14 protein-coding genes and 1 pseudogene are annotated in these 17,417 nt (G+C 49.3%); all 15 read left to right on the top strand.

What is annotated here, in order from left to right:
* Positions 1-3: 3 nt before the first annotated feature.
* A complete protein-coding gene (locus tag ACQ5DJ_RS06510; RefSeq protein WP_429841723.1) occupies positions 4-564 on the top strand; it encodes a manganese efflux pump MntP family protein in 561 nt (186 codons plus the stop codon).
* Between the two features lie 32 nt (positions 565-596).
* Positions 597-1,067, top strand: a complete 471-nt coding sequence (locus ACQ5DJ_RS06505; RefSeq protein WP_429841722.1) for a low molecular weight protein arginine phosphatase — start codon at positions 597-599, stop codon at positions 1,065-1,067.
* Between the two features lie 141 nt (positions 1,068-1,208).
* On the top strand, positions 1,209-1,664 hold the full coding sequence (gene rpiB / locus ACQ5DJ_RS06500; protein WP_007725502.1) for a ribose 5-phosphate isomerase B: 456 nt from the start codon (positions 1,209-1,211) through the stop codon (positions 1,662-1,664).
* Positions 1,665-2,234 (top strand): TIGR01440 family protein, encoded by a 570-nt coding sequence (locus ACQ5DJ_RS06495; protein WP_429841721.1) that lies wholly within the window; start codon positions 1,665-1,667, stop codon positions 2,232-2,234.
* Positions 2,235-2,333: 99 nt separating this feature from the next.
* Positions 2,334-3,584 carry a serine hydroxymethyltransferase gene (glyA, locus tag ACQ5DJ_RS06490; RefSeq protein WP_429841720.1) on the top strand — a complete coding sequence of 417 codons (1,251 nt, stop codon included), beginning with the start codon at positions 2,334-2,336 and terminating at the stop codon, positions 3,582-3,584.
* A gap of 180 nt (positions 3,585-3,764) precedes the next feature.
* Positions 3,765-4,394: a uracil phosphoribosyltransferase gene (upp, locus tag ACQ5DJ_RS06485; protein ID WP_007725492.1), complete on the top strand. Its 630-nt coding sequence runs from the start codon at positions 3,765-3,767 to the stop codon at positions 4,392-4,394.
* Between the two features lie 18 nt (positions 4,395-4,412).
* Positions 4,413-5,561: a non-hydrolyzing UDP-N-acetylglucosamine 2-epimerase gene (gene wecB, locus ACQ5DJ_RS06480; RefSeq protein ID WP_429841719.1), complete on the top strand. Its 1,149-nt coding sequence runs from the start codon at positions 4,413-4,415 to the stop codon at positions 5,559-5,561.
* 225 nt (positions 5,562-5,786) lie between these two features.
* The gene (locus tag ACQ5DJ_RS06475) at positions 5,787-8,951 is read left to right on the top strand and encodes a phosphodiester glycosidase family protein (protein ID WP_429841718.1); all 3,165 of its coding nucleotides are present in this window, start codon (positions 5,787-5,789) and stop codon (positions 8,949-8,951) included.
* A 431-nt stretch (positions 8,952-9,382) separates the two neighbouring features.
* On the top strand, positions 9,383-10,765 hold the full coding sequence (gene bioA / locus ACQ5DJ_RS06470) for an adenosylmethionine--8-amino-7-oxononanoate transaminase (protein WP_429841846.1): 1,383 nt from the start codon (positions 9,383-9,385) through the stop codon (positions 10,763-10,765).
* Positions 10,766-10,770: 5 nt separating this feature from the next.
* Positions 10,771-11,493, top strand: coding sequence for a dethiobiotin synthase (bioD, locus tag ACQ5DJ_RS06465; protein WP_429841717.1), 723 nt, complete (start codon positions 10,771-10,773; stop codon positions 11,491-11,493).
* Positions 11,494-11,514: 21 nt separating this feature from the next.
* Positions 11,515-12,509, top strand: a pseudogene (gene bioB / locus ACQ5DJ_RS06460) (biotin synthase BioB).
* A gap of 15 nt (positions 12,510-12,524) precedes the next feature.
* Positions 12,525-13,718 (top strand): 8-amino-7-oxononanoate synthase, encoded by a 1,194-nt coding sequence (bioF, locus tag ACQ5DJ_RS06455; protein ID WP_429841716.1) that lies wholly within the window; start codon positions 12,525-12,527, stop codon positions 13,716-13,718.
* 1 nt (position 13,719) lies between these two features.
* Positions 13,720-14,457: an alpha/beta fold hydrolase gene (locus tag ACQ5DJ_RS06450; RefSeq protein WP_429841715.1), complete on the top strand. Its 738-nt coding sequence runs from the start codon at positions 13,720-13,722 to the stop codon at positions 14,455-14,457.
* Positions 14,426-15,244 (top strand): malonyl-ACP O-methyltransferase BioC, encoded by an 819-nt coding sequence (gene bioC / locus ACQ5DJ_RS06445; protein WP_429841714.1) that lies wholly within the window; start codon positions 14,426-14,428, stop codon positions 15,242-15,244. Before ACQ5DJ_RS06450 ends, bioC begins: the two co-directional genes overlap by 32 nt.
* Positions 15,245-15,345: 101 nt before the next feature.
* Positions 15,346-17,328 carry an ABC transporter substrate-binding protein gene (locus ACQ5DJ_RS06440; RefSeq protein ID WP_429841713.1) on the top strand — a complete coding sequence of 661 codons (1,983 nt, stop codon included), beginning with the start codon at positions 15,346-15,348 and terminating at the stop codon, positions 17,326-17,328.
* The last annotated feature ends 89 nt before the right edge of the window (positions 17,329-17,417 follow it).

Here is a 17,417-nt window from a genome sequence, read left to right as displayed (position 1 = left end):
TGCTTGGACCAGGTGTTATTCCAATGGGGGCAATTTTTGACGTTGCTCATTATTGCTTTCGCCTTAAGTATGGATGCCTTTTCGTTGGGAATTGGCGTAGGAATGGTTGGGATTCGGTTACGAGAGATCATCAAAGTAAGTATCACCATCGGACTGTTTCACATTATGATGCCAATCATTGGGATTGTTGTTGGAGCGTACTTGTCCGATTTGGTTGGAGATATAGCCGTGTTTATTGGCGGCGGTGTCCTGATGATCATCGGCTTGCATATGCTATGGAATGGCTTCGTCCAAGGGGATCAAAAAAGTGTATTGAAGACAAAAGGGTTCGGACTTATGCTTTTCGCATTCAGTGTCAGCCTGGATGCTTTCACCGTCGGTTTCTCGTTCGGCTTGATCGAGGTCAATCGAATTTTGGCCATCACCCTTTTTGGATTAATGGGTGCCACCATGTCCTACTTCGGTTTATTGTTAGGCAGGAGTGTGGGAGGGTGGCTTGGGGATTATAGCGAATTAGTAGGTGGACTTATTTTGTTTGGTTTTGGGTTAAAATTTATGATATAACCGACTAATTAATAGGAGAGGAGGAACGATACGTGAAACGGATACTTTTCGTCTGTACGGGAAATACGTGCCGAAGCCCCATGGCAGAAGCGATGTTCCGTTCGAAGACAGACGGACAGGGGCTTGAGATACGCTCAGCAGGAGTGGCGGCATTTGCCGGTCAGGATGCCTCCGTGCAGGCCAAACAGGTATTAGAAGAACGAGGAATTGCCCACGATCATAAGGCCAGCAAGGTAGACGAAGGGTTGATTGAATGGTCTGATGTCATTTTGACGATGACGCACGGTCACAAGCGCGCGATCTTGACGTATTTCCCCTCAGCGGCTGAAAAGGTGCATACTCTGCAGGAGTTCGTTGGGGTAGAAGGCTTTAGTGATATTGCTGATCCGTATGGGGGATCACTGATGGATTATCGCAGGTGTGCAGAAGAAATCGAAGAGTCACTGGAAAGGCTCTCATTGATGCTCAAGGACCTAGGACTTCGTAAATCAGTGGATGAATAGGGTGCTGGCGTATAGCTAGGGCCTTGTTTTTTCATGAGAGTACGAACGATTTTTTGGTGATTTGATAAAAATGTTCACTTTTTACTTATTGTTTTTTGATGTATACTAGACGAAGATTATGAGACAAGCGAGGGATGACAGATGAAAGTAGCACTTGCTGCTGATCACGGTGGATACAAGCTAAAAGAGGAGATCAAGACTCTGCTGGCCTCCATGAACATCCAGACGGAAGACTTCGGCTGCACCTGCGAGGAATCGGTTGATTATCCCGATTATGCTTTGCCAGTAGCGGAAAAGGTGGCAGCGGGGGAGTTTGATCGAGGCATTCTCGTTTGCGGAACAGGTATCGGCATGTCGATCGCAGCCAACAAGGTTCCAGGCATCCGTTGTGCACTTGTGCATGATACGTTTTCTGCACGCGCTACCCGTGAGCATAACAACACCAATGTGTTGGCGATGGGTGAGCGAGTGATTGGACCGGGTCTTGCGCTTGATATCGTGAAAATTTGGTTGGAAACAGAGTTTCAAGGTGGTCGCCACGAGCGCCGTGTGGAAAAGATTTCCCAAATTGAAGCGAAGCATGCGGGAGTGAAGTAAGTGGATTTATCCGCTATCGAAAAACAAATCAGTGACATTGTCGAAGAAGTAGCCGATATGGCAGAGCTGAAAGCCGGACAGCTCATGGTGATTGGGTGCAGTACCAGCGAGGTGCTCGGGGAGCATATCGGTAAAGCTGGCAGCCAAGATGTAGCGAAAGCACTGTATCGTGGGATTCAATCTGTTGTAGGGAAGCGCGGCTTTGCTGTTGCCTTTCAATGTTGTGAACATTTGAACAGGGCCCTGGTCGTCGAGCGCGATGTTGCATTGCGATACGGACTGGAAGAGGTCTCGGTTGTTCCCGTTCCGACTGCTGGAGGCTCTATGGCTGCGCATGCGTTCACACAGTTCAGGGATGCAGCCGTTGTGGAGCAAATTCACGCGCACGCAGGCATTGATATCGGCCATACGCTTATCGGCATGCATCTGAAGCATGTGGCAGTACCGGTGCGTCCGACACATCGTCTCGTTGGACAAGCCCATGTTACGGCAGCGCGTACGCGCCCCAAGCTGATTGGTGGACCGCGTGCCGTGTATGAGAAGACACCGTCGAATGAAAGCTGCACGTAAAAGGGGTAGTTCAAAAAGCCGACTTTTTGAACAAGCATGAAAAAGAATGTGGGACAAGCCCACTTTATGATCACGAACTTTTAAGGAGGAGAAACTATTATGCTAGATTTTTTGCGTAATCAAGACCCGCAAGTCATGGAAGCTATTCAACTGGAGCTCGGAAGACAACGCGATAAGATTGAGCTGATTGCTTCTGAGAACTTCGTAAGCCGCGCAGTTATGGAAGCAATGGGAACCGTTTTGACGAATAAATACGCAGAAGGATATCCAGGTCGCCGCTATTACGGTGGTTGCGAGTATGTGGATATCGTGGAAAACATCGCGCGCGATCGCGTAAAAGAAATTTTTGGCGCTGAGCATGCGAACGTACAACCACACTCCGGTGCGCAAGCGAACATGGCTGTATACTTCACCATTTTGCAGCCAGGTGACACCGTACTGGGGATGAACCTGTCCCACGGCGGTCACTTGACGCATGGTAGTGCAGTTAACTTCTCCGGCGCTCTGTACAACTTTGTGGATTACGGTGTAGACGAAACAACTCATCTGATCAACTATGAAGATGTTCGTGCAAAAGCATTGGAGCACAAGCCAAAACTGATCGTTTGTGGCGCGAGTGCCTATCCGCGTACGATTGATTTTGCTAAGTTCCGTGAGATTGCGGATGAAGTGGGCGCATACTTCATGGTCGACATGGCGCACATCGCTGGTCTGGTTGCGGCAGGTCTGCATCCAAACCCAGTACCGCACGCGCATTTCGTTACTTCTACGACGCACAAGACTCTGCGTGGACCACGTGGCGGTTTGATTTTGTGCAAGGAAGAATTCGCGAAAGGCATCGACAAATCGGTGTTCCCAGGCGTTCAAGGTGGTCCGTTGATGCACGTCATCGCAGCAAAAGCGGTTGCCTTCGGCGAAAACCTGGAACCAGAGTTCAAGGATTACGCAGCTCGCATCATCAAGAATGCACGTGTATTTGCTGAAGCGCTGACTGCTGAAGGTCTGACGCTCGTTTCCGGCGGAACGGATAACCACCTCGTATTGGTGGATGTAAGCAAAATCGGCCTGACAGGTAAAGTAGCTGAGCATCTGTTGGACGAAGTAAGCATTACTACGAACAAAAATACCATTCCTTACGATACACAAAGCCCGTTTGTTACAAGCGGTGTGCGCATGGGTACGCCAGCAGTAACGAGCCGCGGTTTTGATGAGGAAGCGATGAAAGAAGTAGCAGCGATTATCGCTCTGACATTGAAAAACCCAGAGGATGCTGCGAAGCACGAGGAAGCACGCCAACGTGTGGCAGCTTTGTGCCAACGTTTCCCGATGTACGAAGGATTGAATATCTAAGCAAAACAACGAGAAGCAGACCCAGTGGAAATTTTCCCATAGGGGTCTGCTTTTTTTCACTTCCAGGCTGTAGATTGGGATCGAGGATGCGGAAAAGTACGAAGATTAGGCAAATTGACGGCGCTACTCTCACCAGCTATTATAGAAAGGATGTATTGATAGGGAAACGGAGGAAATGACATGAGCCGTGTATATGTGTTTGACCATCCGCTGATTCAGCATAAAGTTACGTATATTCGTGACAAGAATACAGGGACCAAGGAATTTCGCGAACTGGTAGATGAAGTGACTACTCTGATGGGCTATGAAATTACCCGTGATATGCCGTTGGAGCAAACCACCATCGAAACGCCAGTGGCTACCTGTCAGTCGAACGTAATTGCTGGTAAAAAAGTAGGGCTGGTACCGATTCTGCGCGCTGGTCTTGGTATGGTGGATGGCCTGATGAGGCTGATCCCTGCTGCCAAAGTAGGACACGTAGGTCTTTACCGTGATCCGGAAACCCTACAGCCTGTTGAGTATTATGTGAAGTTGCCATCCGATGTTGCTGAGCGTGAGTTGATCGTAACTGACCCAATGCTGGCGACTGGTGGTTCTGCTGTTGCGGCTCTTACTGCTTTGAAAAAACGTGGAGCGAAAAACTTGAAGCTAATGTGCCTCATCGCTGCTCCAGAAGGCATCAAGCTGGTTCAGGACGAGCATCCTGATGTAGATATTTACGTAGCGGCTGTTGATGAATATTTAAACGACCATGGATACATCGTGCCAGGCTTGGGCGATGCGGGTGACCGCTTGTACGGCACGAAGTAGTCGGAGAGGGAAAAACGGATGAAAACTGTAAAAGTAATGACGGTATTCGGCACACGTCCGGAAGCGATCAAAATGGCGCCGCTTGTCCATGAATTGAACAAGCACAGCGAACAGATCGAATCGGTCGTTTGCGTGACGGCCCAACACCGTCAAATGCTCGATCAGGTTTTGGACATTTTTGATATTCAACCAGACATTGATTTGAACATCATGAAGGATCGCCAAACGCTGGTGGGTGTGACCACTCGTGCATTGGAGAGTCTGGATGAAACGATGAAGGAAGTAAAACCGGACATTGTCCTCGTACACGGGGATACGACAACCACTTTTGTGGCGAGTCTGGCTGCTTTTTATAATCAAGTTGCGATCGGACACGTGGAAGCGGGTCTACGCACATGGGACAAGTACTCGCCGTTCCCGGAAGAGATGAACCGTCAGTTGACAGGTGTAATGGCTGACCTGCACTTCTCTCCGACCGATGGATCGGTTGACAATCTTCGTCGCGAAGCAAAGCCGGAAGAAAGCATCTACGTGACAGGAAACACTGCGATTGACGCGCTGAAAACAACAGTTCGCGAGGATTACACACATCCGGTGCTTGATCGCGTAGCTGGTCAGAAGCTGGTGCTGATGACGGCACACCGCCGCGAAAATTTGGGCGAGCCGATGCGCCGTATTTTCCGTGCAGTTCGAAGACTGGTTGACGAGCATCCTGAGATTGCTGTTGTGTATCCAGTTCACTTGAATCCTGCCGTACAAGAAGTGGCGCAGGAGATTCTCGGAAACCACGATCGCATTTCGTTGATCGAACCATTGGATGCCCTTGATTTCCACAACTTCGCTCGTCGTGCCCATCTCATCCTGACCGATTCTGGCGGGGTGCAGGAGGAAGCGCCGTCTCTTGGCGTACCAGTCCTGGTTCTGCGCGATACGACAGAACGTCCTGAGGGGATTGAAGCAGGCACGTTGAAGCTCGTAGGAACCGACGAAGAGCAAGTTTATGCAATGGCAAAAGAATTGCTGACCAACCAAGCGGCTTACGATGCAATGGCACACGCTGTCAACCCTTACGGGGATGGCGAGGCTTCCCGCCGTATCGTAGAAGCAATCCTCTATCATTTTGGTTTGCGAGCTGAACAACCAGAGCCTTTCCAACCAGGTCAGTAACATACAGCTAGGAAAACCCGCCAGGTACCGTTCGTCAAAACCAGGCGGGTTTCTTGTTGGTAACGGGAATTTTTTTGGTTTCGAAGACTGATGATTTGGTATGTTTTTCTAATAGAGAATCGAGAGAATTGGCGAAACTATCCATGGTCTTTTGCGTCTAATATTTAGTTGCTTGGCTTAGATGGAAAAAAGATAGAGTTTGGAATACGGAGAGGAGTTACCAACATGAGAGCGCAAAGGATAGTGACGCTGCTCACGGCCACGACCATGGCCTGGGGAGCTTTTGTTCCGTTTGTGCCGTTTGCGACCAATGTCGCACACGCCAGAGCGGAAACCAGTGCATTGAATATGATGTGGCAAACCCCAATTGGTGAGGGGACCACTTTGCAGAAATATACGAAATCATTTGCCAATCAAGTGGTCACGATTATGGTGACCAAGGTTGATCTGAACAATCCTTACGTTGAGGTCAAACCGGTATACGGAACGAAAGGCAAGCTGACAGACAGGCAGACGGTTACACAAATGGCGCGTGAAACCGGAGCGGTAGCAGCGATCAATGCCGACTTCTTTAATATGTCGAAGCGGGGAGCGCCGTTTGGCATTGTCATGAAAGACGATGAGCTCATTTCTTCCATGGGCTTGGTCTCTTACTGGTACGCCCTAGGCTTGACCGGAGATAAGATGGCCATCGTCGATAAGTTTGGTTTTGGTGGCAAGGTTACTGCTCCGAGTGGCGCTACCTATTCGATTCAGGGTGTCAACAAGGAAGAGTACAACCCGAGTGACGGACGAAAAAGTCACCAGAACCAACTGAACGTCTATACCCCTTCTTTTGGCAAAACCAGCTTGGGTACGATATCGGGCTATAAAGATGTCGTCGAGATTCTGTTTGTAGACAACGTAGCCAAAGAAGTTCGTGTGAATCAACCTGGCGTATACATACCTTACAACGGCTATGTCCTTTGGGGACATGGAGCAGCAGGAGCATTTCTCAAACAAAATTTCCCAGTAGGCGCTACTGCAACAGTTGAGTATCAAACGACACCGCAGACACTCGACTTGAACCATGCGGTGGGTGGCAATGTCCTTTTGGTCGATCAAGGGAAAGCACTGTCGTCCTTTCCAGCGGACAAGTCCATCACGAACAAAACGGCGCGCACAGCGGTCGGTGTTTCCCAGGACGGGAAGACCTTGTACATGGTCACGATCGATGCAAGCCAAGGCGTTTATTTGGATGAACTGGCAAAAATCATGGCGGAGCTCGGCTCTTATCGGGCTGTAAACTTTGACGGTGGTGGATCTACGACCATGGCAGCTCGTATGCTGGGTGAGACACACGCGAATCTGTCGAATAAGCCGAGCGGCGGTGCTGAGCGTCGAGTGCCTACTGGACTGGCCGTATACAACACGGCACCTGCTGGAGAATTGAGAGGCTTCCAAATCGATGTACCAGCAGATGTGCTTATCGGACAAACCATCCAGCTTAGCGCATCCAAAGGATATGACGTTCATTACCAACCTTACGCGATCAATGCAGGCGATGTGAGTTGGGATGGCAGTCAGTCTGAAGCGGGAACCGTAAATGGCAAGCAATTCACACCAGCTCGCTCCGGCAAAATCACATTGACAGCGCGCTTGGGCAATGTGACGCAAAATAAAGACATTCAAGTCATTTCCGGCAACGATGTGCAGCAAATCATCGTTTCCCCGAATCCGATCACGATTGCACCGGGACAATCCCTTAATCTCGATGTCAAAATTAAAACGAAGAAGGGTTCTACCGTACAAGCGACGCCACTTAGCGTAAAAGCGAGTGTCGATTCCTCTGTAGCGACGATTAACGACAATCTGCAACTGGTAGCAGGCAATGAGCCGGGCAACGGACACCTGACGATTACGTATGATGGCGTGTCGACAACCGTACCATTTGCTGTCGGACAATTTGAGCAGCCATGGCTCACCTTCGATAATCAGGCCGGTATGTACCATGCGGCAAATCCATCCAGCATCAGTTCCGCTGGTTCGTTCGCGCTCGTTTCCGATCAGACATTCCGTACGAAAAAGGCAGCGAAGCTGGTGTACAACTTCTCTGGAGCACCAGCGAACAACATGCGGATTTCGTACGGCGTTCTGGGGGCAAAACCTGTGACCATCCCTGGCAAACCGCTCGGATTGGGCTTGTGGGTCAATGGTGACAACAGCGGACATTGGCTCCGTGCAGAAGTAGTCGATGCAAACGGCAAGCCGGTCTACCTCGATCTGGCAAAAGAGATCAATTGGACAGGCTGGAAGCAGGTTAAAGGCTATTTCCCGAGCAATGTTGCGTACCCATTGCAGCTCAAGAGTGTGTATGTCGTTGACCAAGCCAATGATGGCATTACACACGACAAAGGAACACTGTACTTCGACGAATTCTCGCTCCTCTTGGGCAACCAGGCAGGACAACCGAGCGATGTAGCCGTTGTACCTGAACTGCCAGGCAGCATGTCCCTCGGGGCGGAGCTCGATCTCCATTATTCCTTTGAAAACACTGCACCTTACCTGGATAGTGCGCTGATTGATGTGGAGTCGATCGTGACTCAGCCTATGCCAGGATATGTGCCTGCTGATTATTCGTTTACGATTAAGCCGGGCGAACTAAAAGCAGGACAAGAGGACGCAATTTCAACTTCGTCGATTCAGTTGACCTTGGCACCGAAGCAATGGCTCGCTGGAAAAGGCGTTGGACTCTTGTACGTAAACGAAGTAAACAATACGTTGGATCCGCTTCTGGGAACCCTGAATGCTCAAGGTCAGTGGGTATATGAAGTCAATAGCTACGGTAAGTACATTCCGTACTATCTGGACAATGCAGGAACGGGCAGCGCTGGATTTACAGACATCGCGAAGCATTCAGCCAAGGCAGAAATCACCTACATGGCGGAAAAAGGCTATGTGAAGGGTTTGACGGAGACGACGTTCGGCCCAGAGGTTTCTTTGACAAGAGCACAGTTCGTCACCTTGCTCGCGCGCACTTTTGAATGGGAGCTTCCATCCTCACCAAAGCTGAAATTCAAGGATAAGGTGCCTTCCTATGCGCAAGGTGCCGTACAGGTTGCTGTTTCCAAAGGTCTGGTGAAGGGCTATAACGATAATACTTTCCGTCCGGATCAGCCGGTGACTCGCGCAGAGGCCGCAGTCATTTTCGATCGTCTCGTGAATAAAAAGGGAGCGACGAAAAAGGTCTCCGATAAAGGGACATGGCCATCCTGGGCATCTACCTCCATCAACAACATGGTCGGACTTGGTCTGATTGATCCAGTTGGAGGAAATTATCAGCCGAATAAACCAACGACGAGAGCGGTGTGTGTCGTTGCACTGTATCGCATCTTACATCAAGATAAATAAATCGAATATAAAAGGTCAAGCTTCTCTAACGAAGAGGAGCTTGGCCTTTTTTTGTCGCCTTCCTGGGTTTTAGAAGGTATCGATGAACTGACAAAGCTGGTGAGAAGAAAAAGCGCAGGGCTCGTAGACCTTGACAACGCCTACCCAGTCGGAACTTCCAAAAGGGGACCACGCTTGTCGAACACTTCTTCCTTGAGAAGCTTCCGCCCGTAGGGTGGCTTTGGCTCGACGGTCCCCTTTTGGAAGTGGAGGCGGACAGTGAATCCCCCTTGCTGGTGTGTCAGAGTCGAAAAGAACTGCGCTTTTTCTTCTTCTCTACTATGTTGACTCAAACCAGAAGGAAATTCTTAGATCTTGCTAATTTTTCAAAGTCGAAGAAAAAAGCTTTGCTAAAATGGGTTAACCATTTTAAAATAACGGTTAACAAATATATGTTAACCGAGGTTGTGATTTGGTTGTTAAATAATTATGCAGAGCTCTCTGCTAAAAACAAGCAATACGTGTGGCATCCCTTCACCCAAATGAAAGACTATGTCGCACAGGAGCCACTGATTATTGCGAGAGGAGAAGGGATCAAGCTGTTCGATGTGAACGGCAAGGCTTACTACGACGGTTTTTCCTCCGTGTGGTTGAACGTCCACGGTCACAACGTTCCCGAGCTGAATCAGGCGATCACGGAACAGCTCGAACAGATTGCCCACTCAACCTTGCTCGGCATGGCAAATGTCCCATCCATTCTACTAGCGGAAAAACTGATCAACCTCGCACCAAAAGGATTGAGCAAAGTCTTTTACTCTGACAACGGGGCAACGGCAGTTGAAATCTCACTGAAAATGGCGTTCCAATACTGGCAAAATCACGGGCATACTGGCAAACATTCGTTTATCACGATGAACAATGCCTATCACGGGGATACGATTGGAGCTACCAGTGTAGGAGCCATTCCTCTCTACCATCAGGTCTACAAACCTCTGCTCTTTTCTCCACATGTCATTCCATACCCTTATCCATACCGGCAGGGTGGCGAAGAAGCAGCGGTTCAGGCCACATTGAGCAGTCTGGAAACTTTGTTGAAGGAAAGAGCTCATGAGATTGCGGCGATGATCGTAGAGCCTGTCGTGCAGGGAGCAAGTGGCATGATTATCATGCCGGACGGTTGCTTGAAAAAAATCGCGGAGCTATTACGCGCCTACAATGTATTGCTGATCGCAGACGAAGTAGCGACAGGATTTGGACGCACGGGCAAAATGTTTGCTTGTGAGCATGATGGGGTCGTGCCAGACATCATGGCGGTCGCAAAAGGGCTCACAGGAGGGTATTTGCCAGTAGCGGCTACCTTAGTAACCGAGCAGATTTATGATGCTTTTTTCGCCGACTATGAGGAACAGAAAACCTTTTTCCACGGACATTCTTTCACGGGAAATCCACTTGGCTGTGCAGTTGCTCTCGCTAACCTGCGGCTGATGGAGGAGCGGGGAGTTGTTCAACAAGTAGCACAAAAAGCAACCGATCTGGATCAATTGCTAGAGCCACTTCGCGACCTGCCCCATGTAGGAGATATCCGGCAAAAAGGATTGATGGCGGGAATCGAGCTGGTTCGGGATAAAGAGACCAAGGAGCCCTATCACTGGAATGAGCGGATCGGTGTACGTGTCTGTCAGGTAGCGAGAGAAAAAGGGCTTCTGACACGACCGTTGGGCAATGTCATCGTTTTTATCCCACCGCTTGTATCTACAACGGAAGAATTGGCTGACATGATTCGGATTTTGACGGAATCGATTCAGGATGTAACGACAGGTGATAAGGAGGAGTGATTGATGTGACTGATCGACCCTTTTCCGGACTGTTCATCACAGGAACAGATACAGGGGTGGGAAAAACAATTGTGACTGCCGGAATTGCATCCGTGTTGCGTGAGACAGGCGTGGACATAGGGGTTTGGAAGCCAGTCCAGTCAGGAGCACGAGCACATGATGAGGGCAGTGATGCAATGCACTTGAGAACGTGGAGCGGAGTGCCTGACGCGTGTGAGGAGATAGCCCCGCTCTGTTTTGAGGCACCACTTACCCCGTTTCTGGCTGCGGAAGCAGAGGGGAAAAGCTTGACCATGGAGGAAATAATCGCTTGCGGGCGCCCCCTGATGGAACGTTATCCGTCACTCCTTGTCGAAGGAGCTGGTGGTCTGATTGTGCCATTGACGCCAACCGAAACGATGGCGGATCTCGCTGCTCGACTGAACCTACCTATGCTCATCGTGGCGCGGTCTGGGCTCGGCACGATTAACCATACGCTCTTGTCTGTGTGGTATGCACGGGAACTCGGGATCGAGGTTGTAGGTGTCATCCTGAATCAAAACAATTCTGCTGGTGTCACCGATGAGAGTGTCAAAACAAACGCGAGCATGATCGAGAGCTACGGTGGAGTTCCCGTATGGGGCGTACTTCCATGGATAGACCACCAACCGTTAGAGCGTCAACAGTTGACGCAGCTGATCCAAGAATGTGTAGACATCGGCCAGTTGTGTCAGTGGAGACATAAATAATTAAGAAGGGGAGACGAGAAAATGGAGAACAGCACCTGTCTGGATTGGAAAGATTACGCAAGCAAAGCCATCAAGAAAGAAGAGTTTACACAGGAAGAGGCAATGAAGGTATTGCAAGCGCCTGATGATGAGCTGTTGCTGGTCATGAACGAAGCTTTTCGTGTCAGAAAGCACTTTTTCGGAAAAAGGTCAAACTGAACATGATCATCAACGCCAAGAGCGGCCTATGCCCAGAGGATTGCGGTTACTGCTCGCAGTCGATTGTTTCGAATGCTCCCGTATCCAAGTACACGATGCTAGACAAGGAGACATTGCTCGCAGGTGCACGAGAAGCTATGAATCGAAAAGCAGGTACATACTGTATTGTCGCCTCAGGGCGTGGTCCCACAGAAAGAGAGATGGGCCAGGTCATCGAGGCAGTAAAAGAAATCCGCGAGACGATGCCGCTGAAAATTTGCGCATGCTTAGGGATATTAAGCGACGAACAAGCAACGCGCCTAAAAGATTCAGGTGTTCACCGCTACAACCATAATCTCAACACGAGTCGCAATCATTATGAAGCGATTACAACAACGCATACGTACGATCAGCGTGTACAGACAGTCGATACCGTGAAAAGAGCAGGGATGTCGCCCTGCGCAGGCGTGATCATCGGCATGGGGGAGAGCGATGAAGAGATCGCTGAAATGGCATTTGCCCTGCGCAATCTCGACGCAGACTCTATCCCAATCAATTTTTTAAATGCGATTCCCGGAACTCCGTTGGAGGATAAAGGACGTACTCCAGCAATGAAGGCTCTTCGTGTTCTCGCCTTGTTCCGATTTATTTGCCCAGATAAAGAAATTCGTGTTGCGGGTGGTCGCGAAGTGAATTTGCGCACCTTGCAGCCGCTCTCCTTATATGCGGCTAACTCATTGTTCGTGGGCGACTATTTGACGACGCCCGGGCAGGAAATCACCACAGACCATCAGATGATTGAAGACCTCGGGTTTGAAATCGAGCTGTGTGCGCTGTAGGGCAGTAGGTCAGTTATGAATAAACGCTACACATGGCTGGAAGAAGAATATGAATCGTTGCGCAAACAATCGCTGACAAGAGAATGGAACACCGTAGAGTCAGCCAGTGATCGCGCAGGCACGTGGATTCAAGTCGACGGGAAACCATTATTAAACCTGTCATCGAACAACTATTTGGGCTTGGCCCATGATCAACGAATCGTGGATGCTGGCAAGAAGGCGGCAGAGGAGTGGGGGGCAGGAGGAACTGCCTCTCGTCTCGTCCATGGCAACTACGCGTTATATAACGAGCTGGAAGAACAATTGGCGGCGTGGAAAGAGAGAGAAGGGGCGCTTGTCTTTGCAAACGGCTATCAGGCAAATACGGGGGTAATTGCAGCACTTGCCGGAAGAGGCGACGCTGTTTTTAGTGATCGATTGAATCACGCCAGCATCGTCGATGGGATCGTACTCAGTCGGGCGGAGCATTTTCGGTACAGACATAACGACATGGAGCATCTGGAATTTTTGCTGAAAAGGCACCAGGATGCAAGACGGAAGTGGATCATCACGGACAGCATATTCTCCATGGACGGTGATAAAGCCCCTCTTCTTGAATTGGTACAACTGCGAGATCGTTACGATGCCATGCTGATGGTTGACGAAGCTCATGCGGGGGGAGTGCGTGGTGAAGAAGGGCAAGGCTTGTGCCACGAGCTGGGTATCGCCGGACAAGTCGACGTTTTGATGGGAACCTTCAGCAAGGCATTTGGTGTTTATGGGGCATACGTATGCGCAGATGAGATCATCATTCGTTACTTGATGACAAAAGCGCGTTCGCTGGTGTATTCGACAGCCCTGCCCCCTGCGGTGAATGGCTCGAATCTGGCGGCGTTGTCTTTGGTACAAACAGAGTCTTGGCGAAGAAAAGCGGTGAGGCAGAATGCGCTCGTGTTTCGCCAGTTGCTTCGCTCACGCGGGTTTACCGTAGACGAAGAAGATACGCCAATCATCCCGCTCACGTTAGGAGAGAATGAGTGGACTTTGCAATTCAGTAAAAGGCTTCGGCAACGTGGGATTGCAGCAGTGGCGATTCGACCGCCTACCGTGCCAGCAGGAGCCGCACGTATCCGTTTTACAGTGATGGCTACCCATACGCGCGAAGAGCTGGAGTGGGCTTGCGAGCAAGTGAGCGAAATCAGGGACGAGCTTCAAAGGGAGGGGCGATAACGTGAGAAAAGTAATGCTGTGGCTAACAGGGTGGGGAATGCCAGATTGCAGCTGGGATGCAGTACGCTCCCAATTTCCTTCCTATCAGCACATCTCACCTACTTATTCGGACGTCACTGATTCCTTGCAATTTTACGAGAGAGTAGAAGAGGAAGTCCGTTCTCTTTCGGTCCTGGAGCTGATTGTAGTGGGGTGGTCCATGGGAGGGATGCTTGGAATACGTCTTGCTGCCCAGTACCCGGTCTCAGGACTTGTTTTGATCGGCACCACAGCACGCTTTACCTGCGAACAACATGACCTTCGTAAAGGGTGGCATCCTGTTGTTTTGCAAAGGATGAAAAGGCAGCTTTCCGTAGCACGCGAGCGGGTGATGGGCGCATTTGTTGAACAGATGCTAACACCAGAAGAGCGTAAGCAAACAGGCTTGCACGTGGGGTTGGATAGCCAGAAGTGGAGTACGGCAGCGTTGATTGCGGGCTTGTCCTATTTAGAAGAAGAGGATTGCCGCCCGTTCCTGTCTTCGTTGACTACTCCCACTATTGTTATTCATGGAATGGAGGATGCTATCTGTTCGCTTGCAGCCAGAGAAGAACTGGCGCTTAGCCTTGCAGGTGCCAATTTCGTGCAAATTCCTGACTGTGGTCATGCTCCGCATGTATTTGTTCCGGAGGTTGTAGGAGATTCGCTAAAGAGGATGGTGGAGCAGCTTGCAGAAGAGAGCAATCAGCAGCCGATTTAGTGAGAAGGCTGTCTCATACGAAAAATACGCACTTGTGCAAAAGAAGATGGCTGATCATTTGAGTCAAATGGTTACAGAAATAACGAACGAGAACGAGGTGCGAAGCATTCTAGAAATTGGCTGTGGGACAGGGGGATTAACCCGCGTCATTCGCAGCCATTTTTCTGCAGCTCATTACGAAGCGGTAGAGATTGCGTCAGGTATGCTGGAGCAGGCGAAGAACAATCTGGAGCAGCATGGCCTGACTTGTTCATTTTCTCAAGCCGATGCCGAAGAATGGGTTTGGGAACAACAGGCGAGGTCAAAGGATTTGATCGTTTCAGGAGCGTGTTTTCAGTGGTTTGCCAAGCCAGCGCATACACTAAAAGGATTGGGAAGAATCTTGAAGCCCGGAGCACCTTTGGTTTTTTCAACATTTGGACCCGATACGTTTTGGGAGCTGCATGATTCGTTTGCGAATGCTCATGCGATTTTGGGGGAAAAGGGAGTACGCCATGGCTTGGAGTTTCACTCTGCACGCGATTGGCACGGGCTATTGGAGCAAGCAGGGTTTACGGATATAGAGGTGGTAAGGAAATATGAGCGGCTAACTTACCCGGGTGTACGGGATTTCTTGCATGCTGTGAAAGCAGTGGGCGCCAGTGCAAGTATGGAGCAAGGGAGCGGTCTGGGACACAGAAAACTCCTTGCAGAAATGATTCGTTACTATGAGCAGACGTATAAAAGAGAAACGGGCATCCCTGTCACCTACGAAGTTATATACGTTCGTGCGGTTTCATCGAGGTAGTGTGCTTTCTATTAGATTTTCGCTATAGAAATGAGAATGGTTATCAAATAGAATGAAAAGAAGAACGATGGGAGGGCTATCAAGGAGTTGAGTGTGGGACAATGAACGTGGATGATCATATTTTTCTATGGAATCAGGCAAGTGTACGATTACATGATGTACGGCATATCGTCATGCGAGCCGGAGAGCAGCTGCGATCCTATCAATTGCCGGCTAGTGCCTTTCTATTTTCGGTGAGAGGCAGTGGTCTGATTCGTCTTGACGGGAATGTGCATGCTATCAAGAATTGCTATATGGCCCATGCTGGCAAAGGTACGTACGTGGATATCGAGGAAATAAAGGATGAGCTGGAATACTATCTGATTTTGTACAAAGCTCATTTACCGTTGCCTTGTCGGCAGGAGCTGTTACATTTACTGGAGCAAACACAACCTTTTCACATCCAATACGGATTAACCCCCATGCATCAGGCAAATGTATTTGTTGCAATATCACGTATGCAGCAAGCATGGAATCAGAGCGGCAAACTGGACAAGCTGCGAGCCAAGGCTCTGCTTTATCAACTCGTATGTGAGCTAATGGCACAGATGCAGTCGCAAGGAATCGGAGTAACGGTACCGAATTTGGTCGTTCAGGCCGTCAGGTATATCGAGGAACATTACGCAGAGTCATTCACACTCTATGATCTTTCCACGCTCTTAAACTGCAGCTCCCGATCTTTGCAACGCACCTTTAAAGCCCAGCTAGCGGTCGGCCCGATCGACTATCTGATCCAGGTGCGCATTCAAAAAGCGCAGGAACTGCTTCGTCAAACGAATTTGGGACTAAAAGAGGTAGCGGAATCAGTAGGTTATACAGACAGCTATTATTTCAGTCGTATCTTTAAAAAATATACAGGCTTCTCCCCTTCTATGTATAAGGAAAATCCGCTGACATCGGAAATTCGTCGCCAAAGTCCATTACTCTTGTCGCGATATTCCATTGCTGGTCAAAAGCTGTGGAAATATAATGATCACATTGAAAATGAAAATCATTTGCGACCGAGAGATGGAGGAGCCGTACCGATGTATAAGAGTACAAAAGCGATGTTGGCGCTGAACCTGATGCTGAGCCTTACCTTGCTGCTGGGAGCTTGCTCAGGCGGCAGTGCGAATACTAGCAATTCAGGGAACGCAGCAACAGGCGCTTCGAATCAGGTGGCGACGCAGTCAAATACTACGCAATCTAGCGCGAATCAAGAAGGGAAAAAAAGCGAGACGCGTACAATCAAGCACATGAAAGGCGAGCTGACACTTGATTTTAAACCAGTCAGAATCGCTGTGTTGGATACGCAATACGCAGATCAAATGATTGCCTTGGGCGAGCTGCCTGCAGGTAGTGTCATTACAACGGGGGACGGTTCGAGGTTTCCAGAGTATCTCATGGACAAGCTAAAAGATGTTCACGTACTCGGAACAAAAGACGAGCCCAATTCAGAAGCGGTAGTTGCTATGGAGCCTGACTTGATCATATGCACGGAGTTTCAAGATAAAATCTATGATAATTTGAACAAAATCGCTCCAACCATCATGTTTGACCGAAACGAAGACTGGCGTGAGACGCTGATTACCTTCGGAAAAATTCTCGAAAAAGAACCACAAGCCGAGCAAATCGTAAAAGACTACCAAGAGAAAACGAACAAATTGAAAGCGGAACTCGCAACTAAGCTCAAGGGTGAGTCCGTCGCACTTATTCGTCCTCGTGACAATGCCATTCGACTGCACACAGTTGAACACCGTACGGCTGCTATCTTGTATTCCGATTTGGGACTGACTCCTCCCAAGCCAGCGATGGATAAATCAGATACAGCTACGATGATTTCTTTGGAAGTGTTGCCAGAGGTAAATGCCGATCACCTATTTGTCGTAACGGACAAAGCGAATCAAGCATTAACGGACGAGTACAAAAACAGCTCCATTTGGAAAGGGCTAAAAGCAGCCAAGGAAAATAAGGTGTACGAGGTAAACACAACCGTGTGGATCGCCTATTACGGCCCGATTGCCATCAACAATATCGTCGATGAAATTGCAGAAGAACTTCTATAAATCATTCAGACCGTCACTCTCTTCTCTAAGGGCAGTGACGGTTTTTCATAAAATGGAAAAGAAAGCGATTTCCTGGCAGGAATTATCAT

The organism is Brevibacillus sp. FIR094 (genome assembly GCF_050477165.1).
Classification (GTDB): domain Bacteria; phylum Bacillota; class Bacilli; order Brevibacillales; family Brevibacillaceae; genus Brevibacillus.
This window is presented reverse-complemented; position numbering and strand designations above follow the sequence as displayed.

What these genes read in the sequence shown, in the direction of transcription:
- glyA (WP_429841720.1), top strand. Translation starts at nt 2,334, where the DNA reads ATGCTAGATTTTTTGCGTAATCAAGACCCGCAAGTCATGGAAGCTATT.
- upp (WP_007725492.1), top strand. Translation starts at nt 3,765, where the DNA reads ATGAGCCGTGTATATGTGTTTGACCATCCGCTGATTCAGCATAAAGTT.
- wecB (WP_429841719.1), top strand. Translation starts at nt 4,413, where the DNA reads ATGAAAACTGTAAAAGTAATGACGGTATTCGGCACACGTCCGGAAGCG.
- rpiB (WP_007725502.1), top strand. Translation starts at nt 1,209, where the DNA reads ATGAAAGTAGCACTTGCTGCTGATCACGGTGGATACAAGCTAAAAGAG.
- ACQ5DJ_RS06440 (WP_429841713.1), top strand. Translation starts at nt 15,346, where the DNA reads ATGAACGTGGATGATCATATTTTTCTATGGAATCAGGCAAGTGTACGA.
- ACQ5DJ_RS06475 (WP_429841718.1), top strand. Translation starts at nt 5,787, where the DNA reads ATGAGAGCGCAAAGGATAGTGACGCTGCTCACGGCCACGACCATGGCC.
- bioA (WP_429841846.1), top strand. Translation starts at nt 9,383, where the DNA reads ATGTTAACCGAGGTTGTGATTTGGTTGTTAAATAATTATGCAGAGCTC.
- bioF (WP_429841716.1), top strand. Translation starts at nt 12,525, where the DNA reads ATGAATAAACGCTACACATGGCTGGAAGAAGAATATGAATCGTTGCGC.